This is a genomic window from Ramlibacter albus (assembly GCF_014297445.1).
Lineage (GTDB): Bacteria > Pseudomonadota > Gammaproteobacteria > Burkholderiales > Burkholderiaceae_C > Ramlibacter > Ramlibacter albus.
In genome coordinates this window covers 64550-79309 of the sequence record NZ_JACORU010000013.1, presented here as the reverse complement: position 1 = coordinate 79309, position 14760 = coordinate 64550, and the positions used below count along the sequence as shown (strand labels likewise).

14 protein-coding genes are annotated in these 14760 nt (G+C 68.7%); 2 read left to right on the top strand and 12 right to left on the bottom strand.

Features of this window, described 5'->3' with window-relative positions:
• Nucleotides 1-6: 6 nt before the first annotated feature.
• From H8R02_RS25660 to H8R02_RS25640, 5 genes are read right to left on the bottom strand one after another with little or no spacing between them, the layout of a single operon-like run.
• Nucleotides 7-966: a Bug family tripartite tricarboxylate transporter substrate binding protein gene (locus H8R02_RS25660; protein ID WP_435531306.1), complete on the bottom strand. Its 960-nt coding sequence runs from the start codon at nt 964-966 to the stop codon at nt 7-9.
• Between the two features lie 18 nt (nt 967-984).
• Nucleotides 985-1977: a Bug family tripartite tricarboxylate transporter substrate binding protein gene (locus H8R02_RS25655; protein WP_187084359.1), complete on the bottom strand. Its 993-nt coding sequence runs from the start codon at nt 1975-1977 to the stop codon at nt 985-987.
• Between the two features lie 13 nt (nt 1978-1990).
• Nucleotides 1991-2929: a hydroxyacid dehydrogenase gene (locus tag H8R02_RS25650; protein WP_187084358.1), complete on the bottom strand. Its 939-nt coding sequence runs from the start codon at nt 2927-2929 to the stop codon at nt 1991-1993.
• Nucleotides 2926-3606, bottom strand: coding sequence for an RraA family protein (locus H8R02_RS25645; protein ID WP_187084357.1), 681 nt, complete (start codon nt 3604-3606; stop codon nt 2926-2928). The genes H8R02_RS25650 and H8R02_RS25645 overlap by 4 nt, the downstream gene beginning before the upstream one ends.
• Nucleotides 3607-3630: 24 nt before the next feature.
• A complete protein-coding gene (locus H8R02_RS25640; RefSeq protein ID WP_187084356.1) occupies nt 3631-4590 on the bottom strand; it encodes a Bug family tripartite tricarboxylate transporter substrate binding protein in 960 nt (319 codons plus the stop codon).
• An 87-nt stretch (nt 4591-4677) separates the two neighbouring features.
• Between H8R02_RS25640 and H8R02_RS25635 the strand changes: the two genes are divergently transcribed.
• Nucleotides 4678-5430 carry an IclR family transcriptional regulator gene (locus H8R02_RS25635; protein ID WP_187084355.1) on the top strand — a complete coding sequence of 251 codons (753 nt, stop codon included), beginning with the start codon at nt 4678-4680 and terminating at the stop codon, nt 5428-5430.
• 5 nt (nt 5431-5435) lie between these two features.
• On the opposite strand, the gene H8R02_RS25630 is transcribed toward H8R02_RS25635, so the two are convergent.
• From H8R02_RS25630 to H8R02_RS25620, 3 genes are read right to left on the bottom strand one after another with little or no spacing between them, the layout of a single operon-like run.
• On the bottom strand, nt 5436-6056 hold the full coding sequence (locus tag H8R02_RS25630) for a thiamine pyrophosphate-dependent enzyme (RefSeq protein WP_222622641.1): 621 nt from the start codon (nt 6054-6056) through the stop codon (nt 5436-5438).
• An 8-nt stretch (nt 6057-6064) separates the two neighbouring features.
• A complete protein-coding gene (locus tag H8R02_RS25625; RefSeq protein WP_187084354.1) occupies nt 6065-6583 on the bottom strand; it encodes a thiamine pyrophosphate-binding protein in 519 nt (172 codons plus the stop codon).
• Between the two features lie 4 nt (nt 6584-6587).
• On the bottom strand, nt 6588-7568 hold the full coding sequence (locus H8R02_RS25620) for a Bug family tripartite tricarboxylate transporter substrate binding protein (RefSeq protein ID WP_187084353.1): 981 nt from the start codon (nt 7566-7568) through the stop codon (nt 6588-6590).
• Between the two features lie 119 nt (nt 7569-7687).
• On the opposite strand from H8R02_RS25620, the gene H8R02_RS25615 reads away from it, so the two are divergent.
• A complete protein-coding gene (locus H8R02_RS25615; protein WP_187084352.1) occupies nt 7688-9034 on the top strand; it encodes an MmgE/PrpD family protein in 1347 nt (448 codons plus the stop codon).
• Here the strand turns inward: H8R02_RS25615 and H8R02_RS25610 are convergent.
• The 4 genes from H8R02_RS25610 to H8R02_RS25595 are packed head-to-tail and all read right to left on the bottom strand — an operon-like array spanning nt 9031 to nt 14753.
• Nucleotides 9031-11082, bottom strand: a complete 2052-nt coding sequence (locus tag H8R02_RS25610) for an acetate--CoA ligase family protein (protein ID WP_187084351.1) — start codon at nt 11080-11082, stop codon at nt 9031-9033. The two genes, H8R02_RS25615 and H8R02_RS25610, sit on opposite strands and share 4 nt — an antisense overlap.
• Entirely contained in the window at nt 11079-12233 is a 1155-nt protein-coding gene (locus tag H8R02_RS25605) for an acyl-CoA dehydrogenase family protein (RefSeq protein WP_187084350.1), read from the bottom strand. The genes H8R02_RS25610 and H8R02_RS25605 overlap by 4 nt, the downstream gene beginning before the upstream one ends.
• Before the next feature lie 13 nt (nt 12234-12246).
• Nucleotides 12247-13758 carry an aldehyde dehydrogenase gene (locus H8R02_RS25600; RefSeq protein WP_187084349.1) on the bottom strand — a complete coding sequence of 504 codons (1512 nt, stop codon included), beginning with the start codon at nt 13756-13758 and terminating at the stop codon, nt 12247-12249.
• Nucleotides 13759-13763: 5 nt separating this feature from the next.
• Entirely contained in the window at nt 13764-14753 is a 990-nt protein-coding gene (locus H8R02_RS25595) for a Bug family tripartite tricarboxylate transporter substrate binding protein (protein ID WP_187084348.1), read from the bottom strand.
• Nucleotides 14754-14760: the final 7 nt, after the last annotated feature.

Sequence of the window (14760 nt, the reverse complement as noted above, 5' to 3'; positions counted from 1 at the left end):
CTCGAATCAGTCCAGCTTGATGTTGCCCTTGCGCACCACCTCGCCCCACTTCGCGTCTTCCTTCTTCAGGTAGTCGGCGAACTGCGCGGGCGTGGAGCCGATGGGTTGCGCGCCGAGGTCGGTGAAGCGCTTCTTCACTTCCTCGTCGTGCAAGGCTTCCGCCACGGCCTTCTGCAGCTTCGTGGCGATGTCCGCCGGCGTGCCGGTGGGCACGAAGATGCCGTTCCACTCGTACACCTCGTAGCCGGGGATGGCCGCTTCGGCCACCGTCGGCACGTTGGGCAGCTTGTCCAGGCGCTTGGGCGAGGAGATCGCCAGCGCGCGCAGCTTGCCGGAGTTCACGAGCGGCGACGACGCCGCGACCGTGCTGAACATGAAGTCCACCTGGCCGCCCATCACGTCGGTGATCGCCGGGCCGCCGCTCTTGTAGGGCACGTGCACCATGTCCAGGCCCAGCTTCTGGCGGAACAGCTCGGCCGCGAGCCGTTGCACGGTGCCGCTGCCGCCGGAGGCGAAGTTCACCTTGCCCGGTTGCGCCTTGGCCTTCGCGATGAGGTCCTTGATGTCCTTGAACGGCGAGTCCGCCTTCACGATCACGATGTTCGGCGCGAGCGAGACGAGCGACAGCGGCTGCAAGGCCGTGGGCTGGAAAGGCATCGTCGCGAACAGGTGCGGGTTGATCGAGTACGGCGTCGCGTCGTACAGCATCGTGTAGCCGTCCGGTTGCGCCTTGGCGGCAAACGCCGCGCCGATGGTGCCGCTGGCACCCCCCTTGTTGTCGACGACGACGGTCGTGCCCAGCTTCGTGCCGATCTTCGCGGCGAGCACGCGGGCCAGCGCATCGGCGGAGCCGCCGGGCGCGTACGGCACCACCAGCGTGATGGGGCGCTCGGGCCATGCCGCGTGGGCGAACGATGCCGCAGCCAGCGCGCAGGCGGCCACGAATGTACGGCGGGACAGGTTCAGGAAGTTCATGGGAGTCGCTCAATCGAGCTTGAGGTTGAGTTCTTTCGCGAGCTGGCTGTTCGCCTGCACTTCGCGCTGCAACTGGTTGGAGAACGCCGCGGCGCAAACGTTCTGCGCATTGAGCCCCAGCCCGCCGAGTTTCTCGACGGTTGCCGGTGATTGCGTGAAGCCGCGCGCGGCCTTCTCCAGCGCCTCCAGCACGCCCGGCGGCGTACCGGCTGGCGCGAGCAGGCCGTACCACGCGTCGTCGCGGAATCCCTTGACGCCGGCTTCCTCGAAGGTCGGCACGCTGGGCAGCAGCGGCGAACGCTGCGCCGACGCCACCGCGAGGGCCGTGAGCTTGCCGGACTGCACGTGCGTCAGCACGGAGCCGAGCGTGGCGAAGGAGCTGTCCAGCTGGCCGCCGAGCAGGTCCGTCACGGCGGGGGCAGCCCCCTTGTAGGGGATGTGGTTCATCGACGTGCGCGTGAGCCGCGCGAAGCGTTCACCCGCGAAGTGGCCCGAGCTGCCGGGGCCAGGCGAACCGAACGTGCGCTTGCCGGGCGCGGCCTGCACCGCCTGCACGAAACCGGCGAGGTTCGTCACCTTCATCGCCGGGCCGACGACGAGCACCGTCGGGCTTTCTGCCAGCGTGCACACGGGCGTGAACGAGCGCACGGCGTCGAACTTGACGCGTGCGCTGTACAGCGCCGGGATCATCGTGTGGTTGGTGGCGCCCAGCAACAGCGTGTAGCCGTCGGGCGCGGAGCTCGCCACCACCTCGGCGGCGAGCACGGTGTTGGCGCCGGGCTTGTTCTCCACGATGACCGGCTGGCCGAGCGCGCGCGAGGCGTGCTCGGCGAAGGCGCGGGCAACCACGTCGGTCGGGCCGCCGGCGGCAAAGCCGACCACGATGCGAATCGTTTTGGCGGGCCAGGCCTGCGCGAGCGCGCCTTGCGCGGCCAAGGCCAGGGCACCGAGGGACACCACGACGGCGGCGCGCCTGGTGAATGAGGTGAGCCGGTTCGTCATGGCGAATCTCCTGTCAGCGCGCGGTGGCTGCAACCTTCTCGAGCACGGCCAGCACATTCTGCGCGGCGCCGACGCCCATGTTGACGTACGCATCGCCGGTCACGCCGCCGATGTGCGGGCTGAGGACGATGTTCGCCTCGCCATGGAAAGGATGCGGCGCCGCCATCGGCTCCACCGCGAAGCTGTCGAGCCCCGCCGCGAAGACCTGGCCCGAACGCAGGGCCTGCAGCAGCGCGGCCTCGTCGATCAAGCCGCCACGTGCGGTGTTGACGATGATCACGCCGCGCTTGCACGCGGCCAGCGTCTTCTCGTTCACCATCTCGCGGTTCTCCGGCGTGAGCGGGCAGTGCAGCGAGATCGCGTCCGACTCGCGCCAGATCGTGTCGAGGTCCACCACGCGGATGTACGACGGCAGGTCCTTCGCGAACGGGTCGAAGCCGATCACCTTCATGCCCATCGCATCGCACATGCGCGCGAAGCGCTGGCCGATGGCGCCGAGGCCCACGAGGCCGATGGTGCGGCCGTGGAGCTCCACGCTCTTGTGCGTGGCCTTGTCCCAGTGCCCGGCGTGCATGCGCTTGTCCAGCTGCACGACGGACTTGGCGCAGGCGAGCAGCAGCGCGAGCGCCTGCTCCGCGACTGCCGCCGCATTCGCGCCGACCGCCGCACGCACCTCGATGCCACGCGCCTTGGCGGCCTCCTTGTCGATGGTGTCGGTGCCGCTGCCGTGCTTGGAGATCACGCGCAGCGAAGGCGCGGCGTCCATCACGGAGCCCGGGACCTTGCCGTAGCGCACGATCATGCCGACCGGGTCGTGCTGCTTGCACAGCGCGATGAGGTCTGCCTCCTGCGGCGTCTTGCCGGCGTAGACGACCTCGAAGTCCTTGAGGAGCTCCAGCGCCTGGGATGCGAGGTCCGCGCCCGTGACGACGATCGTGCGCCTGGCGCTCACAGCTTCTCGCCTTCCTTGAGCACGCCCGCGGCACGCAGCGCGGCGTCGAGCCACTTGGCGGCGGTGTCGCCCTTCTTGATGGCGGCGATGCGCGAGGTCTCGTCCTCGACCTTCTTGCGGGCCAGCGGCAGCAGGGCCGCGGCGCGCTCGCGCTCGACGACCATCACGCCGTCGGCATCGGCGACGATCAGGTCGCCCGAGCACACGTTCACGCCACCGCAGGTGATCGGGTGGCCGATGCGGCCCGGCACGAACTTCGTCGGGCCGTTGGGGTTGGTGCCGGCGGCGAAGACGGGGTAGTCCATCTCGTCGATCTCGAGGCTGTCGCGCACGGCGCCGTCGATGATCACGCCGGCCAGGCCCAGCTGCTTGCACGCCGTCATCATGATGGTGCCCATCAGCGCGGACGTGAGGTCGCCCTTGCCGTCGATGACGAGCACGTCACCGGGCTTGGCCAGCGAGATCGCGGCGTGGATCATCAGGTTGTCGCCCGGGCGCACTTCCACGGTGAGCGCGGAGCCGGCGATCTTCATGCGCGGGCGCAGGGCGGCGATGCGGCCATGCATGGCGCCGCGGCGGCCGTTGACGTCGGCCAGGATGGCGGCCTGGTACTCGGCGGCCTGCTTGACGATTTCGGGGGAGACGCGCTCGAATTCGCGGTTGATGTCGGTGGTCATGTCGATGTCCTTGAATGATGTGGGTCAGTCGACCTTGGCGCCCGATTCCTTGACGATCTTGCCCCAGCGGGTGATGTCTTCGCGGATGAGCTTGGCGAACTCCTCGGGCGTGCCGCCCGCGATGTCCGCGCCCTGGTCTTCCAGCTTCTTGGCCAGGGCCGGGTCCTTCAGCGCCTTGTTGAAGTCGGCGTTGAGCTTGGTGACGATGTCCTTGGGCAGCTTGGCCGGGCCGAGGATGCCGAACCACGTGACCGCCTCGAACCCCTTGTAGCCGGACTCGGCGATGGTGGGCACGTTGGGCAGGTCGTCCACGCGCTTGGTGGAAGTGACCGCGATCGCGCGCATCTTGCCGCTCTTGATGTGGCCGATGAGCGTGGGGATGGACGACACGTACAGCTGCACCTGGCCGCTGATCACGTCGGTGACGCCTTGCGACGCGCCCTTGTAGGGGATGTGCGTGAGCTTGACGCCGGCGGCCTTCTGGAAAGACTCGGTGGCCAGGTGCGCCACGGTGCCGTTGCCGGAGGTGGCGAAATTGATCGTGCCGGGCTTGGCCTTGGCTTCCTTCACGACGTCGGCGATGGTGTGGAACGGCGAATTCGCGCTGGCCACGATCACGAGCGGCGAGCTGGCCACCAGCGCGATCGGCGTGAGGTCCTTCACGGAGTCGTAGGGCAGCTTGGAATAGAGCGTCGGGTTGATCGCGAGGTTGCTCGTCTGGCCGATGACCAGCGAGTAGCCGTCGGCGGGCGACTTGGCCACGGCGTCGATGCCGAGGTTGCCGCCGGAGCCCGGCTTGTTGTCCACGACCCAGGTGTAGCCGGGGATCTTCTGCGTGACTTCACGCGCGATGATGTCCGTGCCCCCGCCGGCCGGGAACGGCACGATCAGCTTGATGGGGCGCGACGGCCAGGTTTCCGCGATGGCGGCGGTGGCCAGGGCTGCGGCTGCGAAAGCGACGGCGGCGCGACGAGTGATCAGCATTGCTTTGTCTCCTTGTGAGTGGCACGGACTTTACGCGTGTGTTCCACGGCGTACAATGCCGTTTCATCCAGTGAACCACGGTGCATCATGCGCAACTCGACCACGGAAGAGGCTGAGAGCGGCGGCGGCGTGACGGCCGTGACGCGCGCGCTCTCGTTGATGGAAGCGTTCGCCCTTGGCGAACCGGCGCTCTCGCTGGCCGAGCTCAGCCGCCGCAGCGGCATGCACAAGACGACCGCCCTGCGCCTCGCGCGCACGCTGGCGCTCTCGCAATACATGGTGCAGACCGAGGACGGGCAGTGGCGCCTGGGCCCGGCCACCGGCTGGCTCGGCGCGCGTTACCAGGCGGGTTTCGACGTCAACAACGTCGTGGAGCCGACGCTGCATGAACTGGTGAAGCTCACCGGCGAGAGCGCATCCTTCTACGTGCGCGAGGGCGACATCCGCGCATGCGTCGCACGTGTGGAAGGGCCGCACTCGGTGCGCCACCACGTGCGCATCGGCGAGCGCCTGCCGCTGGACCGCGGGGCGCCGGGGCGCGTCATCCTGGCCTTCAGCGGCGCCACCGGCGCGCCGTACGAGGAGATCCGCGAGCGCGGCTTTCACCTGTCGCTGGGGGAACGCGAGGCCGAGGTAGCGAGCGTCGCGGCGCCGGTGTTCGGCCTCAATTGGCGCCTGCTCGGCTCGATGTGCATCTCGGGGCCGAGCTCACGGCTCAGCAAGGCCAAGCTGGAGAAGCACGCCAAGGTGGTCATCCGCGCCGCGAACCAGCTGTCGTATGCGCTGGCGGGCAGCAAGTCGGCGGCGACACCGAAGGCGGTGTCGCGATGGCATCCCTAGGGGTTTCAGGCGCGGCTGCTGCCGCCCAGCATCGCCTCCATGAAGCGCGTGCGGATCTTGTTGGCGTCGCGCTCCGTCACGCCCGCGGGCGGGTCGTTGCCGGTGCGCGCGCCGATGAACATGGGGCCGTCGTTGGCCAGTGCGGCATCTACGAGCGCCTCGAAGTGCGATTCGTCCTTCGCCCACGCGGCGCGCGCAAGGCCTGCGCCCTTCGCCATCGCGACGAGGTCCACCGTGGAGCCCGTGAGCGTCGGCTGCCCGCCGGTGATCTGGTAGGCCGCGTTGTCCCACACGATGACGGTGAGGTTCTTCGGGTTCACCGTGGCGATGGTGCCGAGCGAGCCGAGCTGCATCAGCAGCGAGCCGTCACCCTCCAGGCAGAACACCTTGCGCTGCGGCTGCGCGATGGCGGTGCCCAGCGCGATCGGCGCGGCAAGTCCCATGCTGCCCAGCATGTAGAAGTTGTGCGAGCGCTGGCCGGCGGCCCACAAATCGAAATGCGTGTTGCCGATGCCGCCGATCACGGCCTCTTCGTTCGCGAGTTTCGCGACGAGGCGGCGCGTGAGGTCCGCGCGGTTCATCACCTTCGCGTCGCTGCGGCGCATCGGCGTGAGTAGATCGTCCATGCGCGTCCTCAGTAGTCCGTCTTGTTGCGGCCGGTCAGCAGCGGCGACAGGATGATGGCCGCGGCGGCCTGCGTCATGAATGCCTGCTTGATCATGCGGTCGGCGACGAACTCGACGTCCTCGTGCCGCTCGATGGCGAAGTGCTCGATGTTCAGCGTGTTCAGGATCGGGCGCAGCGTGCGGCAAACGAGCGCCTGCCCGAGCTGGTGGTCGCCGATGGTGCCGCGCTCGGACACGATCATCAGCAGCGGGATCTGGCTGGGCACCGTCAGCGACGCGAGCGCGTTCGTGATCGTGGCGAAGCCGCTGGTCTGCATCAGCACGATGCCGCGCATGCCGGCCATGTAGGCGCCGGTGACGATGCCCACCGCTTCTTCCTCGCGCGCCGGCGTGACGACGGTGAAGTACGCGTCGGCCGTGATGCGCTTGATCAGCGGGGCCAGCACCTTGTCCGGGACGTGCGCGACCAGGCGGACCTTGTTGGCCTTCAGCACCCGCACGACGATCTCGTCCCAGCTCTCGGCCATCGCTTCAGTCCAGCGTGAGGTTGATCGACTTGATGAGGCGGCCGTACTCGGCGCTTTCGCGCGCGAGGTAGGCCGCGAACTCCGAGGGTGTGTTGCCCACCACCACCGCGCCTTGCGACATGAGCTTGTCCTTCACGTCGGGCGATGCGAGTGCCTTCGCGACCTCGGCGTGCAGCTTCGCGACGATGGGCGCGGGCGTCTTCGCCGGCGCGAGCAGGCCGCTCCACGAGTTGATCTCCACGCCTGGCAGGCCCACTTCGGCCATCGTCGGCACGTCGGGCAACTGCGGCAGGCGCTGCGGCGAAGCCACCGCCAGCGCGCGCAGCTTGCCAGAGGTGAAGTACGGCACCGAAGACAGCGACGTCATGAAGCCCATGCTGACCTGCCCGCCGAGCAGGTCGTTGAGCGCGGGTGCCGCGCCCTTGTACGGCACGTGGATCAGCTTGATGCCGGCCTTCTGCTGCATCAGCTCGCCCGCGAGGTGCTGCGAACCGCCTGCGCCGGAGGACGAGAAGCTCAGCTTGCCGGGCTGCTGCTTCGCCGCCGCAACGAGTTCGGCCATCGTCTTGTACGAGTCGGGCCGCACGGCGAGGATGCAGGGCGCGGACATGACGTGGCTGATCGGCTCGAAGCTCTTCATCACGTCGTACTTCAGGCCCTTGTACAGGTGGTTGTTGATGGCGATGGGCGCCGCCGCCATCAGCAGCGTATAGCCATCGGGCGCGGCAGCGGCCACCAGTTCCGAGGCGAGGTTGGAGCCGCCGCCGGCGCGGTTCTCCACGACGAAGCTCTGGCCCAGCGCCGTCTGCAGCTTGCCGGCGACGAGGCGCGCCGCGAGGTCGGTGGGCCCGCCCGCGGCGAAGCCCACGAGGATCTTCACCGTGCCCGCGGGGTACTCGGCCTGCGCGAAGGCCGGCGTGCCCAAGGCGCTGCCGATGCCGAGCGCGGCACTGCGGGTGAGGAAAGTCCGGCGGTCGAGAGTCACGTACTGCTCCTTCTCATGGGGTCTCAGGTGGACATTGAAGCGGTGCGCGGCGCGAATGCCAAGAGGGAATCCACGGACTGCTTTCGCGTTAACCGGCACGTTGGGGTCAGAATGCGGCCATGCCGATGCAGAAGATCGCCGAATACACCGCCGCGCAGCGAACCGCGCAACTGGATGCCAACGTGCGCCACCACACGCGGCGCGCGGTGATCGACTGGTATGCGGCGCTCATCGCCGGTGCCGGCCTTGCGCCTGCGACGTTGATGCGCAAGGCGTTCGCGGGCGAGATCGGGCAAGGCGCAGCGATGCTCTACCCGGAAGGCACGCCCACTTCCGCGCGCGTGGCGGCGTTCATCAACGGCGCGGCATCGCACACCGCGGAGTTCGACGACATCTATCGCGACGCGATCTACCACCCTGGGTGTCCGGTGATCGCGGCGGCGTTGGCGACGGCGCAGGTAACCGGTGCGGATGGCGAACGGTTCATGCGCGCCGTGGTTGCGGGTTATGAAGTTTCGACGCGGCTCGGTGCGGCCGTGGCGCCTGCGCACTACCGCTACTGGCATCCCACCGGGACCGTCGGCAGCTTCGGCGCGGCCGCGGCGGCGAGCGTGGTGCTCGGGCTGGATGCGCAGCAGACGGCGCATGCGCTTGCCACGGCGGGAACGTTTGCGGCGGCGCTGCAGCAGGCCTTCCGCTCCGATGCGATGAGCAAGCCGCTGCATGCGGGGCGCGCGGCCGAAGCGGGCGTCTCCTCGGCGTTGATGGCACGCGAAGGCGTGACGGGCGCGCTCGACATCCTGGAAGGCGAGGCCGGGTTCGGCGCGGCGATGGCGGACCACCCCGACTGGGACAAGGCATTTGCCGACCTGGGCGAGCGGCACAACATCACGCAGGTCACTTTCAAGAACCATGGCTGCTGCGGGCACATCTTCTCGGCGATCGATGCCACGCTCGCGATCTGCCGCGAGCATGGCTTGAAGGCAGCGGATGTGGAGCACGTGCGCATCGAGTCGTACAAGGTGTCGCTCGACGTGACGGGGCGCACGACCGCGACGACGCCGTTCGAGGCGAAGTTCTGTTTGCGCTATGGCGTGGCAACGGCGATCCTGTTCGGGCGCGTGCGCAGCGAGGCGTTCCAGCCGGAGCGCGTGGTGTTGCCCGAGGTGCAGGCGTTGATGCGGCGGGTGGACCTTGTCGAGGACCCTGCCCTCACCGCGCTCTTTCCGGGCCAGCGTGCGGCGCGGGCGATCGTCACGACCCGGGGCGGCGCGCGGTACGAGTACCTGCAGGCGCACCGGCATGGCGATCCGGAGGACCCGCTGACGGATGAAGAGCTCGCGGACAAGTTCATGGAGCTCACGGAGCCGGCGGCGGGTACGCAGGCTTCGCGCGTGCTCGCGCAACTTCAGCAATTGGACACCGCGACATCTGAGGAAATCGCGCGGCTCGGCGTTCTGACCTAGGCAGCAGCGACGACCACCAGTGCGTCGACCGCGGCGACGCCGTCCGGCAGGATCTTGAGCGGGTTGATCTCGGCTTCGAGCACATGCTCCGCACGCGTCGCAAGCTGCGAGAACGCAGCGATCGCTTGCGCCAAAGCCTCGAGATCACCCGCTTGCTGGCCACGTCGCCCCGCCGCCGCTTGCAGCATCCGCACTTCGGCCACCATCTCGCGCGCCTCCTCGACGCTCACGGGCGCGAGCCGAACGCTGCGCTCGCGCACGAGTTCGGTCCAGATGCCGCCAGCCGCGACCATGACGATCGGTCCCGCTTCCGCATCGACGCGATAGCCCACCAGTGCTTCCGCAACGCCCGCGACCATCGGCTGCACGAGCGCTTCCTCGACGTTCGCAGATGGCGCGTGGCGCAATGCATTCGCGCGCAGCTGCTGCAATGCGTCGCGCAACGAAGTTTCGTCACGGATGCCGAGCATCACGCCGCCCGCCTCCGTCTTGTGCTGAATGTCGGCCGAGCAAATCTTCGCGACGACCGGATATTCGAACGGAAGTCGCGGCAACGGCTCGTCGAAGCGCAGCTTCACCGCGGGCGCATGCGGCACGTCGAGCGAGTCGAGCAACGCATAGGCATCGAATTCGGAAAGCGACTTGCCGGCGGCGGCACTTCGATGCGGCAGCGGCGGCCTCGCAGGTCTGCGCGCAAACACGGCAGCGATGGCATCCGCGCAGCTTTCCGGTGAACGGAAACTCGGGATGCCCGCCTCGGTCAGCGTCGCCAGCGCCTGCGGTGCCTCCGGCACGAGCATGACCGCGAGCGGCTTCTCGCCTTTGCCGGCGCGCAACAACGGCGCGACCGCCAGTTCGGGCTGCAATCGCGCGGACGAGCCGATGGTCGCGAGCACGAGGTCGAACTCGGGCGCCGACAGCATCACGTCCAGCGCCGCACTCATCACCTCGGCGCGCGTGCCTGCGAGCGTCAGGTCCAGCACCGTGCCGGGCCTAGCCTTCACCCCGGCTGAGTTCAGGCGGGCCAGCGTGGCTTCGGACGGGGGCTCCACGGTGACGCCGCGGATGCCGAGCTGGTCGACTGCCATTGCAGCACCACCACCGGTGGTCGTCACGACCCCAACGCGGCTCCGCCGCACGGAACGCAACGACACCCGCCGCGCGAGCGGCAACGTCTCCAGCAATGCATCGAGCACACCCACGCGCGCGATGCCGCAATCCTTCAGGAACGCATCGGCCACGGCGTCCTCGCCGGCCAGCGCCCCCGTGTGCGTGACAGCCATGCGCGCCGCCGCCTCCGAGCGGCCGAGCTTGTAAGCCACCACCGGCTTGCCGCGTGCCGCTGCCGCAGCCGCAAAGCGGTGCAGCGCGTGCGCATGCCGCATCGACTCCAGGAACAGCAGGTAGCCGTCGATGCCTTCGTCGTCGAGCGTCGCTTCGCAGATCTCGCCGAGGCTGAGGTCGGCTTCGTTGCCGACCGACACGAGCCCCGCAAAGCCGATGCCTCGCGCGCGACCCCGGGAGACCAGCGCACCGATCATGCTTCCGCTGTGCGACGCGACGAACACTCGCCCATCGCGCGCCTGCGGTTCCGCGAATGCGGCGTTCGCGGTCAGCAGCAAGCCGTTGCGCGGGTTCACCACGCCGATGCTGCTGGGCCCCACGAGGCGCGTGCGGCTGCCTTCGAGCAACGCGCGCAACTCCTGCTCGCGCGAGCGACCTTCCTCGCCCTCTTCGGAAAAGCCGTCGGCAAGCACCGTCACGAGCGGCACACCCAGCCGCACGCACTCGCCGAGCGCAGCGGCGACGCTGTCGGTCGGGGAGAGAATGAACACGTGGTCCGGCACTTCGGGCAGCGCCGCGAGCGAAGGCCACGCCTGCTGCCCCTGCACGGTGGCACGCCCAGGGTTGACCGGCATCACGCGGCCCGCATAGCCGGACTCGGCAAGAAACCGCTGCGGCCGCCCTGATGTCTTCGCCGGATCGTCCGATGCACCCACCAGCGCGACGCTGCGCGGCCGCATCAAGGCATCGGCCAGCCTGCTCATCGCCCCGGCCGCTGCGGAAAGCTGCGCTCGAAAACGCCTTCGGCAATCCGGTTCTTCAGCATCTCGATCGAGCCGCCCGCGATCATCCAGCCCCGCGTGCGCCGCACGCAGTATTCGACGAGGCTCTCCTGGCTGTAGCCGAGCGCGCCCATCACCTGCAGCGCGTCGTTCGAGACCTCCCAGCCCGCCTGGTTGCACGCGAGCTTGGCCATGGCCGTGCCCTGCGCCGTCGGCAGCCCGTCGGGCCCTTGCTCCACCACGGCCTTGTACAGCGCGAGCTGCGCGAGCTCCAGCTTCAGCTTCATGTCCGCGAACTTCCACTGCAGGCCCTGGAACTCGCACAGCTCACGGCCGAACTGCCTGCGCGTCGTCGCGTAAGCGCGCGCCTGCTCGAAGCAGTAGCGGCCCAAGGCGAGCGAACGCGAGGCGTTGCCCAGCCGCTCGACGTTGAAGCCGGCGATCTGCTTGCGGAAACCGCCTTCGCCCAGCAGGATGTTCGCATTGGGGATGCGGCAGTCCACGAAGTGCAGCTCGCTCCACTCCTCGCCGCTCATGAAAGCGGACGGCTTGCCCACCGTGAAGCCGGGCGTGTTGCGCTCGACGAGCACGGAGCCGATGCCATCGACACCGGGCCCGAAGCGCACGTACACGAGGAACACGTCCGCATCGGGGCTGTGCGTCGAGAACACCTTGGTGCCGTTGACGACGACCTGCTCGCCTTCGACACGCGCACTCGTCTTCAACTCTGTGACCGCGGACCCCGCCTCCGGTTCGCTCATGCCCAGCGAGATGACGACCTCACCCGAAAGCAGGCCCGGCAACCACCGCGACTTCTGCTGCGCACTCGCGTACTCCACGAACGTGCGGATCGGCCCGAAGTTGCCGGCCTGCACGACGTCCGCGCTGCGCGGGCAGTGCAGCGCCACCTCCTGGATCGCCAGCACGGCGTCGAGCAGGCTGCCGCCCTGCCCGCCATCGGCTTCATCGAAAGCGATGCCGAGCAGCCCCTGCTTCGCCATGAGCCGCGCCACGTCGCGCGGAAAGCCGGGCGAGTGCGCGCGCGCGAGCGCACCGGGCGCGAGCTGCTCGCTCGCGAAGCGGCGCACCGAGTCGACGAACGCCTGCTGGTCGGGGTCGAGATTGAAATCCATCGGTCAAAGCCTCTCAGGCGCGCGGATTGAACGGGTCCTTGATGCCGGCGCCGGTGTCGATCCACACGCTCTTCGTTTCCGTGTAATCGTAGATCGCTTCGAGGCCATTCTCGCGCCCGAGGCCGCTTTCCTTCATGCCGCCGAACGGCGTGGCGTAATTGGTGCGGCGATAAGTATTCACCCAGACCGTGCCCGCACGCAGGCGCCTCGTCATGCGGTGCGCGCGCTTGATGTCGTTGGTCCACACGCCCGCGGCCAGGCCGAAGCGGCTGTCGTTGGCGATGCGCACCGCGTCGTCCTCGTCGGTGAACGGGATCAGGCACAGCACCGGGCCGAACACCTCTTCCTGCGCGATGCGCATGTCGTTGCGTACGTTGCCGAAGATCGTGGGCTCCACGAACAGGCCCTGCTGCAGCGCCGGGTCGGTCGGGTGCCGGCCGCCACACAGGAGCGTCGCGCCTTCCGCCTTGGCGATCTCGATGTACTGCAGCACCTTGTCGTATTGCATGCGGCAGGACACGGTGCCCATCTCGGTCTCCGGGTCCAGCGGGTCGCCGATGCGGATGCGGCGCGTCTTCTCGACGAGCGCCGCCGCAAACGCATCCATGATGTCCACGTGAACCAGCGCGCGCGAACCGGCGAGGCACGTCTGCCCCGTCGCAGCGAAGATGCCTGCGAGCACGCCGTTGACCGCGCCGGCAATGTCGGCATCCGGGAAGATGATGTTGGGCGATTTGCCGCCGAGCTCGAGCGACACGCGTGCAAGCCGCTGCGCAGCCGCCGTCGCAACGCTTTTGCCGGCCTGCGTCGAACCGGTGAACGCGATCTTGTCCACGCCGGGGTGGTTGGCCAGCGCCGCGCCCGTGCGCGCATCGCCGGTCACGACGTTCACGACACCAGGAGGGAACCCCGCCTTCTCGAACAACTCCGCCAGCACCAGCGTGGACACCGGCGTCACCTCGGACGGCTTGATCACCATCGTGTTGCCCGCCGCGAGCGCGGGGCACAGCTTCCAGAACAGCAGCGAGAGCGGGCTGTTCCACGGCGTCACGGCCGCGATGACGCCGATCGGCTCTCGCACCGTGTAGTTCACCATGTCGGGCACGCTGACCGGCACCGTGTGGCCGTGCAGCGATTCGGCCATGCCGGCGAAGTAGTAGCACTGGGAAGCGAGGCCCTTCACCTGGCCGCCCACTTCGCGAATCAGCTTGCCGTTCTCCAGCACCTGCACGTGCGTGAGTTCGTCGGTCTGGCCTTCGAGCAGCTCGCCGAGCTTGCGCAGCAGCCGCGCGCGCTGCGCCGGCAGCATGGAAGCCCACGGGCCCGACTCGAACGCCTGGCGCGCGGCGGTGACCGCCGCATCCACGTCGGCGGCACTCGCACGCGGCACCCGCGCCCACGCGCGCCGCGTGTACGGGTCGATGCTCTCGAAAGTTTCGCCGTCCGAAGCGCTGCGCCACTCGCCCGCAATGAGCATGCGGAAGCCGCGGACCTCGCCGGTCCGCAAGTCGTGTGTCGTCGGCATGCCGGTCAGTCGCTCAGCGGGATGTTGGCGTCCTTGATCACCTTGGCCCAGTGCGCCTTCTGCCCTTGCAGGAAGGTGCGGAACTGCTCGGGCGAGGCGCTCGCGGTGGGCTCCAGGCCGATGTCGCGCAGCTTCGCGCCGTACTCCGGCTCGGCGGCGATCTGCTGGAGCGCGGCGTGCAGCTTCGCGACCACGTCACGCGGCGTCTGCGGCGGCGCGGCGATACCGAGCCACGCAATCGCTTCGAAGCCGGGCAGCGTCTCGGCGAGCGTCGGCACGTTCGGCAGCACGGTCGAGCGCTGCGAGGTCGTCACGGCCAGCGCGCGCAGCTTGCCGCCGCGCACCTGTGACAGCGGCGACGGCAGCGAGTCGATGAAGAAGTGGATGTGGCCGGCCATCACGTCCGTGATCGCAGGTGCGGCGCCCTTGTACGGCACGTGCAGCAGCTTGGTGCCCGAGGCCAGCGCCAGCATCTCGGTGATCAGGTACGGCGCGCTCGCGGGGCCGAACGAACCGTAGGAGATGGTGCCCGGCGCCTTCTTCGCCGCAGCCACGAGGTCCGCCACGCTCTGGTACGGGCTGTTCGACGAAACGACCAGTGCGTACGGGAAGCGCACGATCTCCGAAACCGGCGTGAAGTCGTCGATGGGGTCGAACGGGAAGGTCTTCTGGATGTTGGGCGACACCGAGTGCACGGTGGCCGACATCACCAGCAGCGTGTAGCCGTCGGCGGGCGAACGTGCGACGGCTTGCGAACCGATCTGCCCCGTCGCACCCGCGCGGTTGTCCACCACGACCGGCTGGCCGAGCTTGGCCGAGAGGCGCTCTGCGAGCATGCGCGCCGAGATGTCCACCGTGCCCGCCGTCGTCCACGGCACGATCAGCTTGATAGGGCGGTTGGGGTAAGCGCCCTGCGCGAAGGCGCCCGCGCCGAACGCGAGCGCCAACAGGCCGGCTGCCACGCCGCGGATCCACTGGCTTCTCGATGTCTTCATGTGAACT

Excerpts from the sequence above, each read along its gene's own strand:
- H8R02_RS25655 (WP_187084359.1), bottom strand. The coding sequence starts at position 1,977 with ATGACGAACCGGCTCACCTCATTCACCAGGCGCGCCGCCGTCGTGGTG.
- H8R02_RS25645 (WP_187084357.1), bottom strand. The coding sequence starts at position 3,606 with ATGACCACCGACATCAACCGCGAATTCGAGCGCGTCTCCCCCGAAATC.
- H8R02_RS25640 (WP_187084356.1), bottom strand. The coding sequence starts at position 4,590 with ATGCTGATCACTCGTCGCGCCGCCGTCGCTTTCGCAGCCGCAGCCCTG.
- H8R02_RS25635 (WP_187084355.1), top strand. The coding sequence starts at position 4,678 with ATGCGCAACTCGACCACGGAAGAGGCTGAGAGCGGCGGCGGCGTGACG.
- H8R02_RS25630 (WP_222622641.1), bottom strand. The coding sequence starts at position 6,056 with ATGGACGATCTACTCACGCCGATGCGCCGCAGCGACGCGAAGGTGATG.
- H8R02_RS25625 (WP_187084354.1), bottom strand. The coding sequence starts at position 6,583 with ATGGCCGAGAGCTGGGACGAGATCGTCGTGCGGGTGCTGAAGGCCAAC.
- H8R02_RS25615 (WP_187084352.1), top strand. The coding sequence starts at position 7,688 with ATGCCGATGCAGAAGATCGCCGAATACACCGCCGCGCAGCGAACCGCG.
- H8R02_RS25610 (WP_187084351.1), bottom strand. The coding sequence starts at position 11,082 with ATGAGCAGGCTGGCCGATGCCTTGATGCGGCCGCGCAGCGTCGCGCTG.
- H8R02_RS25605 (WP_187084350.1), bottom strand. The coding sequence starts at position 12,233 with ATGGATTTCAATCTCGACCCCGACCAGCAGGCGTTCGTCGACTCGGTG.
- H8R02_RS25600 (WP_187084349.1), bottom strand. The coding sequence starts at position 13,758 with ATGCCGACGACACACGACTTGCGGACCGGCGAGGTCCGCGGCTTCCGC.
- H8R02_RS25595 (WP_187084348.1), bottom strand. The coding sequence starts at position 14,753 with ATGAAGACATCGAGAAGCCAGTGGATCCGCGGCGTGGCAGCCGGCCTG.